Here is a 16,860-nt window from a genome sequence, read left to right on the forward strand (position 1 = left end):
CGCCATGTTATGCGACGAGTGCGGCAAACGAATGGCCACCCTGCATTTCACGAAAATCATCAACGGTGAAAAGACGGAGTATCACCTGTGTGAAGAGTGCGCCAAGGAAAAAGGGGAGAAATTTACCGGGCTGGATACCGGATTCAGCTTTCAGGATCTCTTGTCGGGCCTTCTCAACCCCGACCTTTCCCAGGGGAGCAGGTCGGAACGGGTCCAATCCACCGGACTTCGCTGTCCGACCTGCGGTTTGACCTACGGACAATTTGCCAAGATGGGTCGTTTTGGATGCATGGACTGTTACCGGACCTTTAAGGATCGGCTGGATCCCTTGTTCCGCCGGGTTCACGGGCACACCTCCCATCGGGGCAAGGTTCCGGAGCGAACCGGTGGAAGGTTGAAGATCCATCGGGAGATCGAACGGCTGAAGGCCGAACTTTCCCGGTGTGTTCAGGCCGAGGAATTTGAGGAAGCGGCCCGCCTGCGCGACCGGATTCGGGAACTGCAGGGAAAATTGGACAGTTAGGGAGGTGGATCGCGCGTGTCGCTCCATCGTTATATCCGTAATTCCGTCAGCGAATGGATGCGGGGAAAAGGGCCCCAGTCCGACATCGTCATCAGCAGCCGGGTCCGGATTGCGCGCAACCTGGCCGATCTTCCCTTTCCCACCGTGGCCGATGAACACCAGGCCAAGGAAGTGCTCCACCGGGTGGAGCAGGTCTATCGCCGGGGACGGGACAATCCCGTCCTGAGCGACGCCAAATGGATCTCGATGGCGGACCTGACCGATCTGGAGAAGCGCGTTCTGGTGGAGAAGCACCTGATCAGCCTCAACATGGCGGAGGAGTCCCGCCACGGCGCCGTGATCCTGAGCGGCAACGAAGCCGTCAGCATCATGGTGAACGAGGAGGATCACCTGCGCATCCAGTGCCTGTTTCCGGGCTTTCAATTGGTGGACGCCTGGCGGTTGGCCGATCAGCTGGATGATTGGTTCGAAAAGCGCCTCAACTACGCCTTCGACGAGAAATGCGGGTTTTTGACCAGTTGTCCCACCAACGTCGGGACGGGGATCCGCGCTTCGGTGATGGTGCATCTGCCGGCGCTGGCCATGGCGGAACAGCTCAACCGGCTTCTGCCCGCCATCACCCAGGTGGGTCTGGCGGTGCGGGGCATTTACGGGGAAGGAAGCGAGGCCCTCGGAAATTTGTATCAGGTATCCAACCAGGTCACCCTGGGGCTGACCGAGGATGAAATTCTCGACAAGTTGCAGGGAGTGGTGCAGCAGCTGATCCAGCATGAAAAGAACGCCAGAGCCCATCTGATGGAGATCTCCCCCGTCCAGCTGGAGGATCGGGTGTACCGGTCCTACGGCATTTTGGCCAACGCCCGCGTGATCGATTCCAAGGAAGCGATGAGCCGGCTTTCGGATGTGCGGCTGGGAGTCGATCTCGGACTGATCCGCGATGTGTCGGCCCACGTGATGAATGAGCTGATGGTCATCACTCAGCCGGGGTTCTTGCAGCATCAGGCGGGACAGGTGTTGACCCCGGAAGAGCGCGACAAGCGGCGCGCCGCGCTGATCCGCGAGCGGTTGGCGCAGGAAAAGCGGTCCTAGAGGGTCGAGAGCAAAGGGAGAGTCGGAGTCGGAATCCATCCTTTTCAAGCGAGGTGTTGAGACGATGATGTTTGGCCGGTTTACCGAGCGGGCGCATAAGGTGCTGGCCCTGGCCCAGGAGGAAGCGGTCCGGTTGGGACACAGCAACATCGGAACGGAACATATTCTGCTCGGGCTGGTCCGGGAGGGAGAGGGCATTGCGGCCAAGGCCCTGATCGGATTGGGATTGGGCCTGGAGAAGATCCAGAAGGAAGTGGAATCCCTGATCGGCCGCGGCCAGGGGCAGCCCATCAACATCGCCTACACCCCCCGGGCCAAGAAAGTGATCGAACTGTCGATGGATGAGGCGCGCAAGCTGGGTCATACGTACGTGGGCACCGAACACATCCTGCTCGGCCTGATCCGGGAAGGGGAAGGGGTGGCGGCCCGGGTCCTGAACAACCTGGGCGTCAGCCTCAACAAGGCGCGGCAGCAGGTGCTGCAGCTTTTGGGCAGCAGCGAGACGGTCTCTTCCCATCAGGGCAGCAGCGCCGCCAACACCCCTACCCTGGACAGCCTCGCGCGGGATTTGACGGCGGCGGCCCGGGAAGGAAAGCTGGACCCGGTGATCGGGCGGAGCAAAGAGATCGAGCGGGTGATCCAGGTCCTGTCCCGCCGGACCAAAAACAATCCCGTCCTGATCGGGGAGCCGGGGGTCGGGAAGACGGCCATCGCCGAAGGCCTGGCCCAGCGGATCGTCGACGGGGAGATCCCGGAAACCCTCCGGGGCAAACGGGTGATGACCCTCGACATGGGGACCGTGGTGGCCGGGACCAAGTACCGCGGGGAATTTGAGGACCGCCTGAAAAAGATCATGGATGAGATCCGCCAGGCGGGCAACATCATCCTGTTCATCGACGAGCTGCACACCCTGATCGGCGCCGGAGGAGCCGAGGGGGCCATCGACGCCTCCAACATCCTGAAGCCGGCTCTGGCCCGGGGCGAACTGCAGTGCGTGGGAGCCACCACCCTGGATGAATACCGGAAATACATCGAGAAAGATGCCGCCCTGGAGCGCCGGTTCCAGCCGATCGTCGTCGACGAGCCCTCCCCCGAGGAGGCGATCCTCATCCTGGAGGGGCTCCGGGACCGCTATGAGGCGCACCACCGGGTGAAGATCACCGACGAGGCGATCACCCAGGCGGTCCGGCTCTCGGACCGGTACATCACGGACCGCTATCTCCCCGATAAGGCGATCGACCTGATTGACGAAGCCGCTTCCAAAGTGCGCCTTCGCTCCTACACCGTTCCCCCGGAGCTGAAGGAACTGGAGCAAAAGCTGGAGGCCGTCAAGAAGGAAAAGGATGCCGCGGTGCAGAGCCAGGAGTTCGAAAAGGCGGCTTCCCTCCGCGACAGGGAGCAAAAACTGCGTGAGGAGCTGGAGGCCACCCGCAACCGCTGGAAAGAGGATCAGGGAAAAACCGATTCGGAAGTGACGGCGGAGGATATCGCCGAAGTGGTGGCCAGCTGGACGGGGATTCCCGTGAGCAAGATGGCGGAGGAAGAATCGGAGCGCCTTCTGAAGATGGAGGAGATCCTGCATGAGCGGGTGATCGGCCAGGAAGAGGCCGTCAAGGCCGTGTCCCGGGCGATTCGCCGGGCCCGGGCCGGGCTGAAGGATCCCAAGCGGCCCATCGGTTCCTTCATCTTCCTCGGTCCGACGGGGGTCGGGAAAACGGAGCTGGCCCGCGCCCTGGCGGAAGCGCTGTTCGGCGACGAAGACGCGATGATCCGCATCGACATGTCCGAATATATGGAGAAGCATTCCACCGCGCGGCTGGTGGGAGCGCCGCCGGGATACGTGGGCTATGACGAAGGAGGACAGCTGACCGAAAAGGTGCGGCGCAAGCCCTATTCGGTGGTTCTCTTCGACGAGGTGGAAAAAGCTCACCCCGAAGTGTTCAACGTGCTGCTGCAGGTGTTGGAGGACGGCCGCCTCACCGACGGGAAGGGGCGCACCGTCGATTTCCGCAACACGGTGATCATCATGACCTCCAACGTCGGGGCGGACATGATCCGCAAGAACACCCGACTGGGCTTCACCGCCGGGGAGGATACCGGGTATGAAGCGATGAAGGAAAACGTGATGCAGGAGTTGAAGCGGACCTTCCGCCCGGAATTCCTCAACCGGATCGACGACGTGATCGTCTTCCACTCCCTGGAGGAGGTCCACCTGCGGGAGATCGTCACTCTGATGGCCGAGGAACTGCGGAAGCGTCTGAAGGAGCAGGACATCGATTTCGTCCTCACCGACGAGGCCAAGAAACACCTGGCCAAGGAGGGCTACGATCCCACCTACGGAGCCCGTCCCCTGCGCCGGGTGATCCAGAAGCACATCGAAGACCGCCTCTCGGAGGAGCTGCTCCGCGGAACGATCAAGCGGGGCGACACCGTGCGCATCGACGTGAAGGACGGAAAACTGGTCGTCGAGGGGAGCGAGCTCAGCCCTTCGCGTCAATGAGAAAAATCCCTCCTTCCGCCGCCGGGCGGGGGGAGGGCCTTTTATTTTGTCGGAGGCGCAACCAGGTTTCAACGCCCTAAGGATCGCATTTTCTGAAAGGAATCTCCTTCACGGGATGAAGGAATTTTTCCGACATCTAGAAAATCATTCAATTGGGTGATTACTCGTCTCCGAACAAGGAGGATCATGATGACGACGTTGCATGATGCTTTCGAGAAGATCCGGGAAGAGACGGAGAAAGCGGTGGTGGGACAGGAGGAGGCTCTGGAGCTCCTGCTCGTCGGGCTCTTTTCCGGCGGCCACGTCCTGTTGGAAGATGTGCCGGGGGTGGGAAAGACCACCCTGGTCAAAACCCTTGCCGCCTGCGTCGGCTGCCGTTTCAAGCGGATTCAGTGCACGCCCGACCTGCTCCCTTCCGATGTGACAGGGACGGTGGTGTACAATCCTTCCACCGGCCAGTTCCGCTTTCGCGAAGGTCCCCTCTTCAGTCAGATCGTGTTGGCGGACGAGGTGAACCGGGCCGTTCCCCGGACCCAGTCGGCTTTTCTGGAGGCGATGGCCGAGGGGCAGGTGACCGTGGACGGGGAGCCCCGCCCGTTGGACCGGCCCTTTTTTCTGATGGCGACCCAGAATCCCGTGGAATCCCAGGGGACCTTTCCCCTGCCGGAGGCCCAGCTGGACCGCTTTTTGATGAAGGTGTCCCTCGGATATCCCGGACTGGAGGAAGAGCGGAGGATCCTCCGCATGACCGGCGTAGGGAATGGAAGGGATGAGGTCCGGCCGGTGATCGGACCCGAGGATGTGCTCGCCCTCCGAGAGGAGGCGCGCCGAATCCGCCTGTCCGAGGACGTGGAGACCTACCTGCTGGAAGTGGTGCGCCGGACCCGCGACCGCGACGGCGTGGTGCTGGGGGCTTCCCCGCGGGCGGCGGCTGCGCTGGGGACGGCGGTTCGGGCCCTCGCGGGAATCCGCGGCAGGGAGTACGTGATTCCGGACGATGTCAAATACCTGGCTCCCCGGGTGCTGGCCCACCGCCTGGTTCTCGCCTCCGATCTCCGGATGGAACGGGTGACCCCGGAGTCGGTGGTGTTGGATGTTTTGAAGGAAGTTCCCGTGCCGGTGGAGGACGATGCGGAACCATCGGCGATCGAAAAGTGAAGGTCGTGGGGGTGTTGATTCTCCTCCTGGGGGGCGTATGGGGCTACACCCGCCTCTGGGGGCGGATCGTCGGGGGGAAGATCCGGTATTCCGTCACGATTTCCGAAGGGCGCCCGCGGGAAGGGGAGGAGATCGAGCTGCGGACGATCCTGGAAAATACCGCCTGGCTTCCTGTTCCGTGGCTTCAGCTGTCACAGCCCCTGCCGGAGGGCACGGTTCTTTTGGAGGAAGGCGGCGGGTCCCATCTTCTTCGCTACGCTACCTATCTCCTTCCCCGTCAGCGGGTGCAGCGGATCCATCGCCTGCGGTGCGTCAGAAGGGGCCTGCAGATCCTGCCGACGGCGGAAATCCGCTACAGTGACGGGCTGGGGTGGGAAGAGCGGATGGAGAGGCTGGAATCCGGGTGTCGCATTTTGGTCCGACCCAAACCGATGGAAAGAGACGCGATTCCTTTCCGGTTCCGGGAATGGATCGGGGAAGTGGCCGTCCGCCGCTGGTACCAGGAGGATCCGTCCCGTCTCTGGGGAGTACGTCAGTTCCGGCCGGGCGATCCCTACAGGCACATCCATTGGGCGGCATCGGCCCGGACCGGGAAATGGTTGGTCAAGCAGTTCGAGACAAGCTCCCGGACGGTGCTGTACGGGGTGTTGAACCATCAGCTGTTTGAGCCGCATTGGCTGGGTTCCTCTCCGCGGCGGGTGGACGCACAGTGCCGGCTGGCCGCCGCGCTGTTTCGCCGGTCGGAAGAGCTGGGGTTGGAATACGGCCTTTATTCCAACGGTTCTTGGCGGGGCCGCCGCAGCTTTTCCATTCCGCCCGGAAGGTCCCCGGAACACCTGGAGGCGGTGGAGACCGCCTTGGGGCGCCTGCTTCCCCAGGCCCAGGAGCCTTTGGCCGATCTGTTGCGCCGGATCCGCGAGGAGGTCTCAAACCCGTCTTTTTTTGTCGTCATGACGGGATATTGGGATGAAAATCTCACCTCCGCCGCGGAGGAGCTCCGGAGGCGGGGACACGATTTGATCCTCGTCTGCTTCAGGGAGCCCGATGAGAAGGTGGAAGGGCTTGATTCCGCCGCCTCCCTCCCTCTCGTCACCGTCACCTGTTGGTCAGAGAGGAGGGGCCGGCATGAAGCGGATGGATGCCGGGAGGGCCGTGACCCTGCTTAGCCAGGCCCTCTTTGTCTCCCTCCTTTTCCTGGTGCTGTCGGGAGCTTTATCCGTCGGCAGGGAAGCGGCCCTTTACTTTTCGGGGATCGCCCTGCTCCTGGCCTTGGGGTCCGCCCTGTTCGCCCCGGAGATCCTCACCCGTCCCAAGGCGGCATATCCGGCCGCGGCGGGAGCGGTGGTGCTGGGGGCGTGGGCCGGATGGAAGGGGACCTCTCAGCCCTCCTCCGCCTTTTTGATCTGCTTCGTCGTTCTGGGAATGTGGCTGGTTCAGCGGATGTGGAGGGGAATGGTGCGGGACCCCGCCTTTTTCAGGGATGATCTGATCGATGAAACCCGCCGGGACGGACTGCTTCTGCTCGCGGTCTCCCTGTTTGTTTCCGTCTATTCCGTGCGCGACGGTTGGGACGGGGAAGCGCTTCCCCTTCTGTTCACCTGGGCCGGGTTGCGGATGGCGGCCCTGTGGAGAGGAACCCGGCAGATGGGGGGAGCCGGCTTCGGCGGGATGGAGTGGCTGGGAATCTGCCTTTTCCTGACGGCCGGATGGAGCCTGACGTTTTTCGGTCCCTTCCTTTATTCGTTGGTCGTCCGCGGGCTGATCCTGCTGCTGTCTCCTCTGCTGTACGGAGCCGGGTGGATGGTCCAGCATCTGGTGGCGTTCCTTTCGAAGGGCTCGCGGAAGTTGGAACTCCCGTCCATGTCTGAAGGGCAGGAGACCAGTCCCCTCCTTTTCGATGCCTCCGAGGCGGCAGCGGTCCCGCCAGAGGGTTGGGATTGGCTGGGGCCGCTGTTCCTGGGAGCGGTGATGGCCGCGGTGTTTGTCTTCTTCTTCCGGCGGCTTCAGAGGGAGGTGCCGTCGGGGGAGAGAAGCCGTTCCCACCGGGAGATCCGGGAGTTTATCCCCGCGGGCCGGAAGGCGGAACCGCAAGCCGCCGGGGTTGCCTATTCCTCCACCGACACGTGGATGCGCCGGCTTTATCGCCGGTTTCTCCTTCGGATGAAGCGGGCCGGATATCCCCGCCATCCCGATGAAACCCCGAGGGAATACGTCCGGCGCATGGCCGCGGCTCACCCCGCCCTGCGGGAGCCGATGGAGGAGCTGACGGCCCGGTACGTGGAGGAGCGGTACGGGGGCCGTTCCTTTGCGGGAGACCGCCGGGAGGCGGAGCGGCTGTATCGGGAGGCCGTCACCCTTCAGGAATCGCGAAGGGAAGGATCAAGCGCCGATTGAATCCTCTCCCGCAGCTGCCGCTCGTTCGGTCCTTCCTGAGCGAACCCGAAGGAGCGGCCGGCGAGGTGCCTCGCCCGGTCGACGATCTGTCCCAGGTGATCGCCGGTATGCTCCACCGGGTGATAGACCCGGTGCATCTCGTCTTCCGGATTCGCCCTTTTCCGGGTGGCATCCGGAACCGGTCTTGCAGAGGCGGGCTTCCATCGCCCGCCGCCACTCGCCGAAGGCTTGTTCCGCCCGGGCGGCCAGTTCCTCCGGGGACAGGGGGAGGTGCGGAAAATGCTCTTCGATTCCCCGGGAAATGGAGGCGTCTCCTTCCCCCAGATACAGGGCGTTTCGCCGGACGTGTTCGCAGAGGTGCAGCGCGATTCCGCCGATGCTGTTTAAGTTTTCCCCTTCACGAAGCCACAGTTCCTCCTTCTCCACCGAACGGATCGCGGCCAGGAGTTTCGGCAGATAATGGTCGCACATCGGTGGAGCGGGATTTTGAGAAACAGGACGCTTATATCCGGACACCTCCGGGTCGATAAAATGAGGAAAAACCCTTGCCACCCATTCAAAAAAACATAAAATCATCCCTGTTGCTCAACCTCTTTCATAAACCTTTCCGTGAAACGTGATATGACCGGGGATTCGCATTGCCGTGGGCATTAACAGAGAAGGAGCGCCCAAACAATGGAGAATGTATCCGACAGCGTGAAATCCGAATCCATCCAATCCTTTCAATCAACCATCCGCAAGAGCGAAAACGCCTTGGATCAGATGGCTGAAAAAGGCGCAAACACCGCCTTGATAAGGAAAAGGCTCAAGGCCTTTCGCATCGGCCTTTCCATGTTGAAAAGCACCTGGTATCAAGAGCCGCATCCTTACACACAGGAAGAGCTGGCGGAAGCCCGTCATGTCCTGGCGGGTTTGCTCCCTTCGATTAAGAGGATTTATGCGAAATCCAAGGAAGGCAGCCCGCAAAAAACCCTTCTGGAAAGGAGAATTAAGGCCTTTCAGTTGGCTGTTCAAGCCATTGACGATTTTGCAAAACGGCAAGAAGAACAGGCCGGCCGTTGACCGGTGTGCCTGTCGACCCGGCCGGAGGCGGCGGTCCTTTCGCAGCCGATAAGCGCCCTGATCTGCAAGGCGGTTTGGAAGCGCTTTCGGGACTTTCGGGCGTAAACAGTGATGCTCTTGTGGCAAAGTCGTGCGGTTTCCTGTCCTCACCCCCGCTTTCCCGCTTTTCGCCCTCCTTGCCCGCCAATCTTTTTTGCGATTGAGGGAGGGGTTTCATCTGCCGTCTCCCGATCCGGAAATGGGGAGGAACGCCGAGATGTTTCAGATCGCCGCGTATTTTCTGGGATTGATCGTGATGCAGATGATTCGCCGGCCCTACGAGAGACGGGTGAAGTCAAACCGGATTGTGGTCGCCCGCAAAACGGCACTGGAGAAGTTTCTGCTGGCGCAGATGGCCGTCGGGATCGTCTTCATCCCGCTGATTTATGCCTTCACTTCGCTCCTCGACTTCGCCGATTACCGGCTGCCGTCCTGGACGACATGGCTGGGCATCGGGGTCTCCGCGGCGGCCCTTTGGTTCTTTTGGCGCTCCCATGCGGATTTGGGGAGAAACTGGTCCCCCACTCTCGAATTGAGGGAAGAGCATGAATTGATCACCCATGGTGTGTACCAATATGTGAGGCATCCGATGTATGCCGCCGGCATGTTGTGGGGAGCCGTCCAGGGACTGATCCTGCATAACTGGATCGCGGGTTGGTCCCCCTTCCTGTCCCTCTTGATCCTGTATTTTCTTCGCGTTTCCCGGGAGGAGCAGATGATGCTCGATCAGTTCGGGGAGGCGTATCAGGCGTACAGGCAGCGAACGGGGCGCATCTTTCCGCGGTGGCGGCGGAGCTGAGCAGGATCGCTTTGCGTTGCATCCCGGGGGCGATCCGGGTGCGCGCGCCCTCCGCCCCTTCAACGGAAATTCACGATTTTCGCCGCCGACCGCTTTGATTTGAAGGCGGACTGTGGTATTTATGACTGTGGGAGTAACAGAAACTGATAGGGGACAGCGCGAAAACCGCACTAAAGGAGAGAAGGGGATGAGTCGTGAGCTTTGAACGGATTCACCTGATCGTGATGGACTCGGTGGGCATCGGGGAAGCGCCGGATGCGGCGGATTTCGATGACGCGGGGGCGGACACCCTCGGCAACATCGCCCGGGTGTGCGGCGGGCTCCGCATGCCCAACATGGCGAAGCTCGGGCTGTCCAACATCCGCCCGATTCCGGGAATTCCGGCGGCGGAGCGGCCCATGGCCTATTACGGCAAAATGCAGGAAGCCTCCCGCAGCAAGGACACGATGACGGGACATTGGGAGATCATGGGGCTGTATATCGATCAACCCTTCCGCGTCTTTCCGGAGGGGTTTCCCGATGAACTGATCCGGCGAATCGAAGCCGAAACGGGCCGGAAAGTGATCGGCAACAAGCCGGCCAGCGGTACGCAGATCATCCAGGAGCTCGGCGAGGAGCATATGAGGACCGGAGCGCTGATCGTGTATACGTCCGCCGATTCGGTGTTGCAGATCGCCGCCCATGAGGAGGTGATCCCCCTCGAGGAACTGTACGGGATCTGCGAATTTTGCCGGGAGATCACCCGGGATGATCCCTATCGGATCGGAAGGATCATCGCCCGCCCCTTCGTCGGGGAGCAGGCGGGCCGGTTCACCCGGACGGCCAACCGGCGCGATTTTGCCTTGAAACCCTTCGGCCGGACGACGATGAACGAGTTGAAGGACCACGGCTTGGACGTCATCGCCCTGGGAAAGATCACCGATATCTATGACGGCGAGGGGATTACCCGGACGATTCGCACCGAATCCAACATGGACGGCATGGACAAGTTTGTCGCCACCTTTGATGAACCCTTCACCGGGCTCAGCTTCATCAATCTCGTCGATTTCGATTCAAAGTACGGCCACCGGCGGGATCCGCAGGGGTATGCCCGGGCTCTGGAGGAGTTTGACCGGCGCCTTCCGGAAGTGCTGGACAAGATGGCGGAGAAGGACCTTTTGATCATCACGGCGGACCACGGAAACGACCCGACCTTCAGGGGGACGGATCACACCCGGGAACGGGTGCCCCTCCTCGTTTATTCTCCGCGGTTTTTGTCGGGAGGGAAGGAATTGCCGCTCCGCCAAACCTTTGCCGACGTCGGGGCGACCATCGCGGACAATTTCGGCGTCCCCCTGCCGGAGAACGGCACCAGCTTCCTAAAGGATCTAAAGTGAAAATCGCCGGTCGGTGCGGAGCGCGCCTTCGGGCGCGCTCCGTTCCGGCATCAATTCCCATTGAAGGAGATGAACGTTCATGAGCGTACATATCGGAGCCAAACCGGGGGAGATTGCGGAGACGGTCCTGATGCCGGGCGACCCCCTCCGGGCGAAGCACATCGCGGAGCATTTCCTGGAGGATGTCTCCTGTTACAACGAGGTTCGGGGCATGCTCGGCTTTACGGGGAAATACAAGGGAAAGCGCGTCTCGGTCCAGGGGTCGGGGATGGGCGTCCCCTCCATCGCGATCTACGCCAATGAATTGATCCGGGAATACGGGGCGAAGCGCCTCATCCGGGTCGGAACCTGCGGCGCCATGCAGCGCCATGTGCAGGTGAGGGATCTGATCCTGGCCCAGGCCGCCTGCACCGATTCCGGCATGAACCGGAACGCCTTCGGCGGGTGGGATTTTTCGCCCATCGCCAGCTTTTCGCTGCTGAAGGCCGCCTATGAACAGGCGACGTCCAGGGGACTGAGGGTTCACGTGGGCAACATCTTCACCTCCGATCTGTTTTACCGCGACGATCAATCGATCGTGCAGAAGTTCATGGATCACGGCGTGCTCGCGGTGGAGATGGAGACGACCGCCCTTTACACCCTTGCGGCGAAACACGGCGTGGAGGCGCTCACGATCCTGACGGTCAGCGATCATCTGTTGACCGGTGAGGAAACCACGGCGGCGGAGCGGCAGACCACCTTCAACGACATGATCGAAGTGGCCCTGGAGACCGTCATCACGCTGTAAAATCGCGGGAAAGGGAGCGCATCGACGATGAGAATGGTGGATCTCATTGCGAAAAAACGCGACGGCGGGGAATTGAGTGCGGAAGAGATCCGGTTCATCATTGAAGGGTATACGAAGGGGGAAATTCCCGATTACCAAGTCAGCGCCCTGGCGATGGCCATCTACTTCCGGGACATGACCGAACGGGAGCGGGCCGATCTGACCATGGCCATGGTCCGTTCCGGCGAACAGGTCGATCTGTCGGCCATCGAAGGGATCAAGGTGGACAAACACTCCACGGGAGGCGTGGGGGACACGACCACTCTCGTCTTGGCTCCCCTGGTGGCCTCCCTGGACATCCCGGTGGCCAAAATGTCCGGGAGGGGTCTGGGGCATACCGGCGGCACGATCGACAAGCTGGAGTCGATCGAAGGCTTTACCGTGGAATTTACCAGAGAAGAGTTCATTGATAAGGTGAACCGGCATAAAATCGCCGTCATCGGCCAGACGGCCGACCTGACGCCCGCGGACAAGAAATTGTACGCCCTGCGCGATGTGACGGCGACGGTGGATTCCATCCCGCTCATCGCGAGCTCGGTGATGAGCAAGAAGATCGCCGGCGGCTCCGATGCGATCGTGCTGGACGTGAAGACGGGTTCCGGCGCCTTCATGAAGACGCTGGAGGACGCCCGAGCCCTGGCGGAGGCGATGGTGGACATCGGCAACCGGCTGGGCCGGAGGACGACGGCCGTCATCTCCGATATGAGCCAGCCCCTCGGCTATGCAGTCGGCAACGCCCTGGAGGTGCGGGAAGCGATTGAGACCCTTCAGGGACGGGGGCCGAAGGATCTGGAGGAGCTGTGCCTGGCCCTCGGCGGGCAGATGGTGGTGCTCGCAGGCAAGGCCGGAACCGCGGAGGAGGCGGAAGAAAAGCTGAGGGAGGTTCTCCGAAGCGGAAAAGCTTTGGAGAAGTTTCGGGAGTGGATTGCAAGTCAGGGAGGCGATCCGAACGTGGCGGACGATCCGGACCGGCTTCCGCGGGCCGCTTATCAAATCGAGGTTCCGGCGAGGGAAAAAGGGGTGGTTGCGGAGATCGTCGCCGATCGGATCGGGATGGCGGCGATGATGCTCGGCGCCGGTCGAACCACGAAGGAATCGGAGATCGATCTGTCGGTGGGTCTGGTGCTGCACAAAAAGATCGGGGATTCGGTGGAAAAGGGAGAGCCCCTCGCAACCATCCATGCAAACAGCGAGCGCGTCGATGAGATCATCGAGAAGATCCGTGCCGGCATACGGATCGGGGACCGCGCGGAAAAGCCGGTCTTGATCCATGACGTGATCGCGGCGACGGGATAAGAAAACCCGGAAGGAAGTAAACCTCAAGGGTCCCAAGGGCCGTTTTGCGGATGAAAGACGCTGGCCATGGACGGTTTCCTGTGGCAGAATGGAAGTGAGGGATACACTTTTTCTTCGGGGGATGCTTTTTGGTAAGCTTCCCCCCGTTCCGCAATGCCTCCCGACAAACCGCCTTCCGAAATCCATTCCCCAAATTTCCCCCAGAGAGCCACCCGTGGAAACCGAATCCCGTACGTCAGGACAACCCGAAAGCCTGCGCGGAAATTGATGGAACCGTTATGTGGGAACTGCGTTTTGCTATATAATGGAGACAGCATACCGTGGGAATCGGGGGGAGCTGCGTTGGCGAAGGCGAGGACGACGTTTGCTTGTCAAGAGTGCGGATATGCTTCCCCCAAGTGGATGGGACGCTGTCCCGGGTGCGGATCGTGGAACACGATGGTTGAGGAGAGGGAAATGGCGGTCCGCACACCGGGCGGCGCGATGCTCCGGCGCAAGTCCCAACCGACGGCAACCCCCATCACCCGGCTGGAACGGCGCCGGGAGGATCGGATGGATACGGGGATCCGGGAGTTGAACCGGGTGCTGGGCGGCGGTCTGGTTCCCGGCTCCCTCATCCTGGTCGGCGGGGACCCCGGGATCGGGAAATCCACCCTGTTGCTCCAGGCGTCTCACCTTTTGGCCGCCCGCGACTCCGCCGTCCTGTACGTTTCAGGAGAGGAGTCGGCGGAACAGCTGCGGATGCGGGCGGATCGCCTCAACGCCCTGGATGACCGCCTGTTCGTCGTGGCCGAGACGGATCTTTCCGCGATCGGTACCCTGGTGGAACAGGTCCGTCCGAAGACGCTGGTGATCGACTCGATTCAGACCGTTTATCACCCGGAGATCACCTCCGCTCCCGGCAGCGTCGCCCAGGTGAGGGAGTGTACGGGACACCTGATGCGACTGGCCAAGGAACAGGGAATCACCGTGATCATCGTCGGCCACGTCACCAAGGCGGGGGCGATTGCCGGCCCCCGCCTTCTGGAGCACATGGTGGATTGTGTCCTCTACTTTGAGGGGGACCGGCATCACGCCTACCGGATCCTCCGGGCGGTCAAAAACCGTTTCGGTTCCACCAACGAGATGGGCGTTTTCGAAATGAAGTCGGAAGGGCTTGCCGAGGTGGCCAATCCGTCGGAGATGTTCCTCTCGGAGCGGCCGACGGGGGTGGCCGGATCGGCCGTCGCCGCCAGCATGGAGGGAAGCCGTCCGGTCCTGGTGGAGGTGCAGGCCCTCGTGGCACCGACGGGCTTGGCCACCCCGAGGCGGATGGCCACCGGCCTGGATCACCACCGGGTGTCCATGATCCTGGCGGTCCTGGAAAAGCGCCTCGGTCTGTTTCTTCAGAACCAGGACGCCTATGTCAACGTCGTCGGGGGAGTGCGGCTGGATGAGCCGGCCGTCGATCTGGCCGTGGCCGTCAGCGTCGCCTCCAGCTTTCGCGATCGGCCGACCGGCCCCCGGGATGTTTATGTGGGCGAGGTGGGATTGACCGGAGAGGTTCGGAGCGTCGCCCGGCTGGAGCAGCGCCTGGCGGAAGCGCGCCAGATGGGATTTCAAAACGCGATCGTTCCGCGGAAGAATTGCCGGTCCCTCATCCCGCCGGAGGGATTGAAGATCATCGGGGTGGGGACGGTGGAAGAAGCCTTGGAGGTGGCATTGGGAGGGTCGAATGATTGAAGGAGGAAATGGAACGGGAGGTCTTCGTTCAAAGGGTATTGCGCCTGGTGGCTCCCGGCACCCCCTTTCGCGAGGGGCTGGACAGCATCCTCGGGGCCAAGACCGGAGCGTTGATCATCGTTGGATACGATGAACGGGTCAGAAAGATCGCCGATGGGGGTTTTCACATCGACTGTCCCTTTTCCGCCGCCCATCTGTACGAGCTGGCCAAGATGGACGGAGCGATCATCCTGAGCGACGACGGGAAACGGATCCTGTACGCCAATGTCCATCTGGTCCCGGAATCGTCGATCCGGTCGACGGAAACGGGGATCCGCCACCGCACCGCCCAGCGCACCGCCCGCCAGACCGGGAAGCTGGTGGTGGCCATATCCCAGCGGCGCAACGTCATCACGCTGTACCAGGGCGAGTTTCGCTATACCCTGAGGGACATCGGCGTGATTCTGGCCAAGGCCAACCAGACACTCCAGATACTGGAAAAGTACAAGTCGGTGCTGGACCAGTCCATCACCAATCTGAGCGCTCTGGAGTTCGAGGAACTGGTGACCCTGAACGATGTGGCCATGGTCATCCACCGGATCGCCGTGGTGCTTCGCATCAAGGGAGAGATTGAAACCTACATCAACGAGCTGGGAACCGAAGGGCGGCTCATCAGCATGCAGCTGGAGGAACTGGTGTCCAACATCGAGGAGGAAGCGAAGCTCCTGATCCGGGATTACAGTTATGATGACGATTCCCGAACCCCGGAGGAAGTGTTGGACGAGCTGAAAAGCCTGTCCTCCGATGAGCTGCTGGAGCATGAACACATCATCCGGGCACTGGGTTACCCGGGAACCGTCAACATCGAGGATGACCCCGTCTCTCCCAGGGGGTATCGGATCCTGAACAAGATTCCGCGCCTTCCCTCCACCGTGATACAAAAGTTGATCGATCGATTTAAAAATCTATCAAAATTGATGACGGCCGGCCTCGACGATTTGGACGAGGTCGAAGGAATCGGCGACATCCGGGCGCATACCATCAAAGAGGGATTGAAGCGAATCCAAGAGCAAGTGTTTATTGACAGGCATATATAAATAACATAGAATGGGGAAATAACAAACGACCGATTGTTCGAAAGGGGTGGGGTCCCGCTGGCCCGGTCCATTCAATAGATTGAGGGGGTTCCCTTGATGTTTGTCAAGACGCTTCCCAGCATGTTTACCGTCGGGAACTTATTTTTAGGGATCATCGCGATTATTTTTGCGGTTCATGATCAGTGGCAGTATGCCGCGATTATGGTGATTATCGGGATGTTTCTGGATGGCCTGGACGGACGGGTGGCGCGGATGCTCAACGCCCAAAGCGAATTCGGGAAGGAGCTGGATTCGCTTTCCGATGTGATTTCCTTCGGTGTCGCGCCGGCGCTGATCATGTATGTGGCCATCCTTCAGGATATGGGGGTTGCCGGGTGGATCATCACCGCCATTTTTCCCATCTGCGGCGCGTTGCGGTTGGCCCGGTTCAACGTGGAACCCGGGTTGCCCGGCTTTTTCATCGGCCTGCCCATCACCGCCGCCGGCGGGGTGTTGGCGACGATGGCCCTCTACAGTGAAGTGACGCCCAATCCGCTGTTTCACATCCTGGGCATGTTGCTCCTGTCCTATCTGATGATCAGCCGGGTCAGGTATCCCAACTTTAAAAATCTGGGGATGCCCCGTCGCACGTACTGGATCGTTCCGCTGGTTCTCGTGCTGATCGCGGTGCTTGCGGCGCGGTATCCGGAGCATTTCCCCAAGATTGTCTTTTTCCCGCTTGCCGTTTACGCGGTCTACGGATTGAAACAATCGGTCAACCGCCGGCGTCGGAGGAATTCGGAGGAACCGGTGGAGGAATTGAAGCCCTGAACAGCAAAAACCCCGGGACCCCCGGGGTTGAGATTGATGACAAACCCCCTGGCTCTTTTCGCAAGAAAAGCGCCAGGGGTTGCATGTTTATGGGAAATAAACAGATAAAGGAAATTAGATTTGGTAAATTAGGCGGATCACAAAGCCTTTTCCTCTCTTCGAGAGGAGCAAGGCCATTTTTTTGATGTTT

General features: G+C 60.9%; 15 protein-coding genes. 14 read left to right on the forward strand and 1 reads right to left on the reverse strand.

Going from position 1 to position 16,860, the window contains the following annotated elements:
- The first annotated feature begins 4 nt into the window (after window positions 1-4).
- From mcsA to CLV97_RS14595, 6 genes are all read left to right on the forward strand, one after another.
- Window positions 5-523: a protein-arginine kinase activator protein McsA gene (gene mcsA, locus CLV97_RS14570; RefSeq protein WP_106346254.1), complete on the forward strand. Its 519-nt coding sequence runs from the start codon at window positions 5-7 to the stop codon at window positions 521-523.
- A gap of 15 nt (window positions 524-538) precedes the next feature.
- A complete protein-coding gene (gene mcsB / locus CLV97_RS14575; RefSeq protein ID WP_106346255.1) occupies window positions 539-1,612 on the forward strand; it encodes a protein-arginine kinase McsB in 1,074 nt (357 codons plus the stop codon).
- 64 nt (window positions 1,613-1,676) lie between these two features.
- A complete protein-coding gene (locus tag CLV97_RS14580; RefSeq protein ID WP_106346256.1) occupies window positions 1,677-4,112 on the forward strand; it encodes an ATP-dependent Clp protease ATP-binding subunit in 2,436 nt (811 codons plus the stop codon).
- A gap of 189 nt (window positions 4,113-4,301) precedes the next feature.
- Complete coding sequence (locus CLV97_RS14585) at window positions 4,302-5,270, forward strand: AAA family ATPase (RefSeq protein WP_106346257.1); 969 nt, start codon at window positions 4,302-4,304, stop codon at window positions 5,268-5,270.
- Window positions 5,267-6,436 (forward strand): DUF58 domain-containing protein, encoded by a 1,170-nt coding sequence (locus CLV97_RS14590; RefSeq protein ID WP_106346258.1) that lies wholly within the window; start codon window positions 5,267-5,269, stop codon window positions 6,434-6,436. Before CLV97_RS14585 ends, CLV97_RS14590 begins: the two co-directional genes overlap by 4 nt.
- Window positions 6,396-7,664 carry a DUF4129 domain-containing protein gene (locus CLV97_RS14595; RefSeq protein WP_170070554.1) on the forward strand — a complete coding sequence of 423 codons (1,269 nt, stop codon included), beginning with the start codon at window positions 6,396-6,398 and terminating at the stop codon, window positions 7,662-7,664. The genes CLV97_RS14590 and CLV97_RS14595 overlap by 41 nt, the downstream gene beginning before the upstream one ends.
- Here CLV97_RS14595 and CLV97_RS18250 read toward each other — a convergent pair.
- Complete coding sequence (locus tag CLV97_RS18250) at window positions 7,650-8,240, reverse strand: hypothetical protein (RefSeq protein ID WP_106346260.1); 591 nt, start codon at window positions 8,238-8,240, stop codon at window positions 7,650-7,652. The two genes, CLV97_RS14595 and CLV97_RS18250, sit on opposite strands and share 15 nt — an antisense overlap.
- A 99-nt stretch (window positions 8,241-8,339) precedes the next feature.
- Between CLV97_RS18250 and CLV97_RS14605 the strand changes: the two genes are divergently transcribed.
- The 8 genes from CLV97_RS14605 (at window position 8,340) to pssA (ending at window position 16,670) form a co-directional block, all read left to right on the forward strand.
- Window positions 8,340-8,726, forward strand: coding sequence for a hypothetical protein (locus CLV97_RS14605; protein WP_106346261.1), 387 nt, complete (start codon window positions 8,340-8,342; stop codon window positions 8,724-8,726).
- A gap of 256 nt (window positions 8,727-8,982) precedes the next feature.
- The gene (locus CLV97_RS14610) at window positions 8,983-9,564 is read left to right on the forward strand and encodes a protein-S-isoprenylcysteine O-methyltransferase (RefSeq protein WP_106346262.1); all 582 of its coding nucleotides are present in this window, start codon (window positions 8,983-8,985) and stop codon (window positions 9,562-9,564) included.
- A gap of 194 nt (window positions 9,565-9,758) precedes the next feature.
- The gene (gene deoB, locus CLV97_RS14615; RefSeq protein ID WP_281257614.1) at window positions 9,759-10,940 is read left to right on the forward strand and encodes a phosphopentomutase; all 1,182 of its coding nucleotides are present in this window, start codon (window positions 9,759-9,761) and stop codon (window positions 10,938-10,940) included.
- A 79-nt stretch (window positions 10,941-11,019) separates the two neighbouring features.
- A complete protein-coding gene (gene deoD, locus CLV97_RS14620; protein WP_106346263.1) occupies window positions 11,020-11,727 on the forward strand; it encodes a purine-nucleoside phosphorylase in 708 nt (235 codons plus the stop codon).
- 27 nt (window positions 11,728-11,754) lie between these two features.
- Window positions 11,755-13,062 (forward strand): pyrimidine-nucleoside phosphorylase, encoded by a 1,308-nt coding sequence (locus CLV97_RS14625; protein WP_106346264.1) that lies wholly within the window; start codon window positions 11,755-11,757, stop codon window positions 13,060-13,062.
- A 342-nt stretch (window positions 13,063-13,404) separates the two neighbouring features.
- Window positions 13,405-14,784 (forward strand): DNA repair protein RadA, encoded by a 1,380-nt coding sequence (radA, locus tag CLV97_RS14630; protein WP_106346265.1) that lies wholly within the window; start codon window positions 13,405-13,407, stop codon window positions 14,782-14,784.
- Between the two features lie 8 nt (window positions 14,785-14,792).
- Complete coding sequence (disA, locus tag CLV97_RS14635; RefSeq protein ID WP_106346274.1) at window positions 14,793-15,860, forward strand: DNA integrity scanning diadenylate cyclase DisA; 1,068 nt, start codon at window positions 14,793-14,795, stop codon at window positions 15,858-15,860.
- 96 nt (window positions 15,861-15,956) lie between these two features.
- A complete protein-coding gene (gene pssA, locus CLV97_RS14640; protein ID WP_106346266.1) occupies window positions 15,957-16,670 on the forward strand; it encodes a CDP-diacylglycerol--serine O-phosphatidyltransferase in 714 nt (237 codons plus the stop codon).
- The last annotated feature ends 190 nt before the right edge of the window (window positions 16,671-16,860 follow it).

Source organism: Planifilum fimeticola, assembly GCF_003001905.1.
GTDB classification, from domain to species: Bacteria; Bacillota; Bacilli; order Thermoactinomycetales; family DSM-44946; genus Planifilum; species Planifilum fimeticola.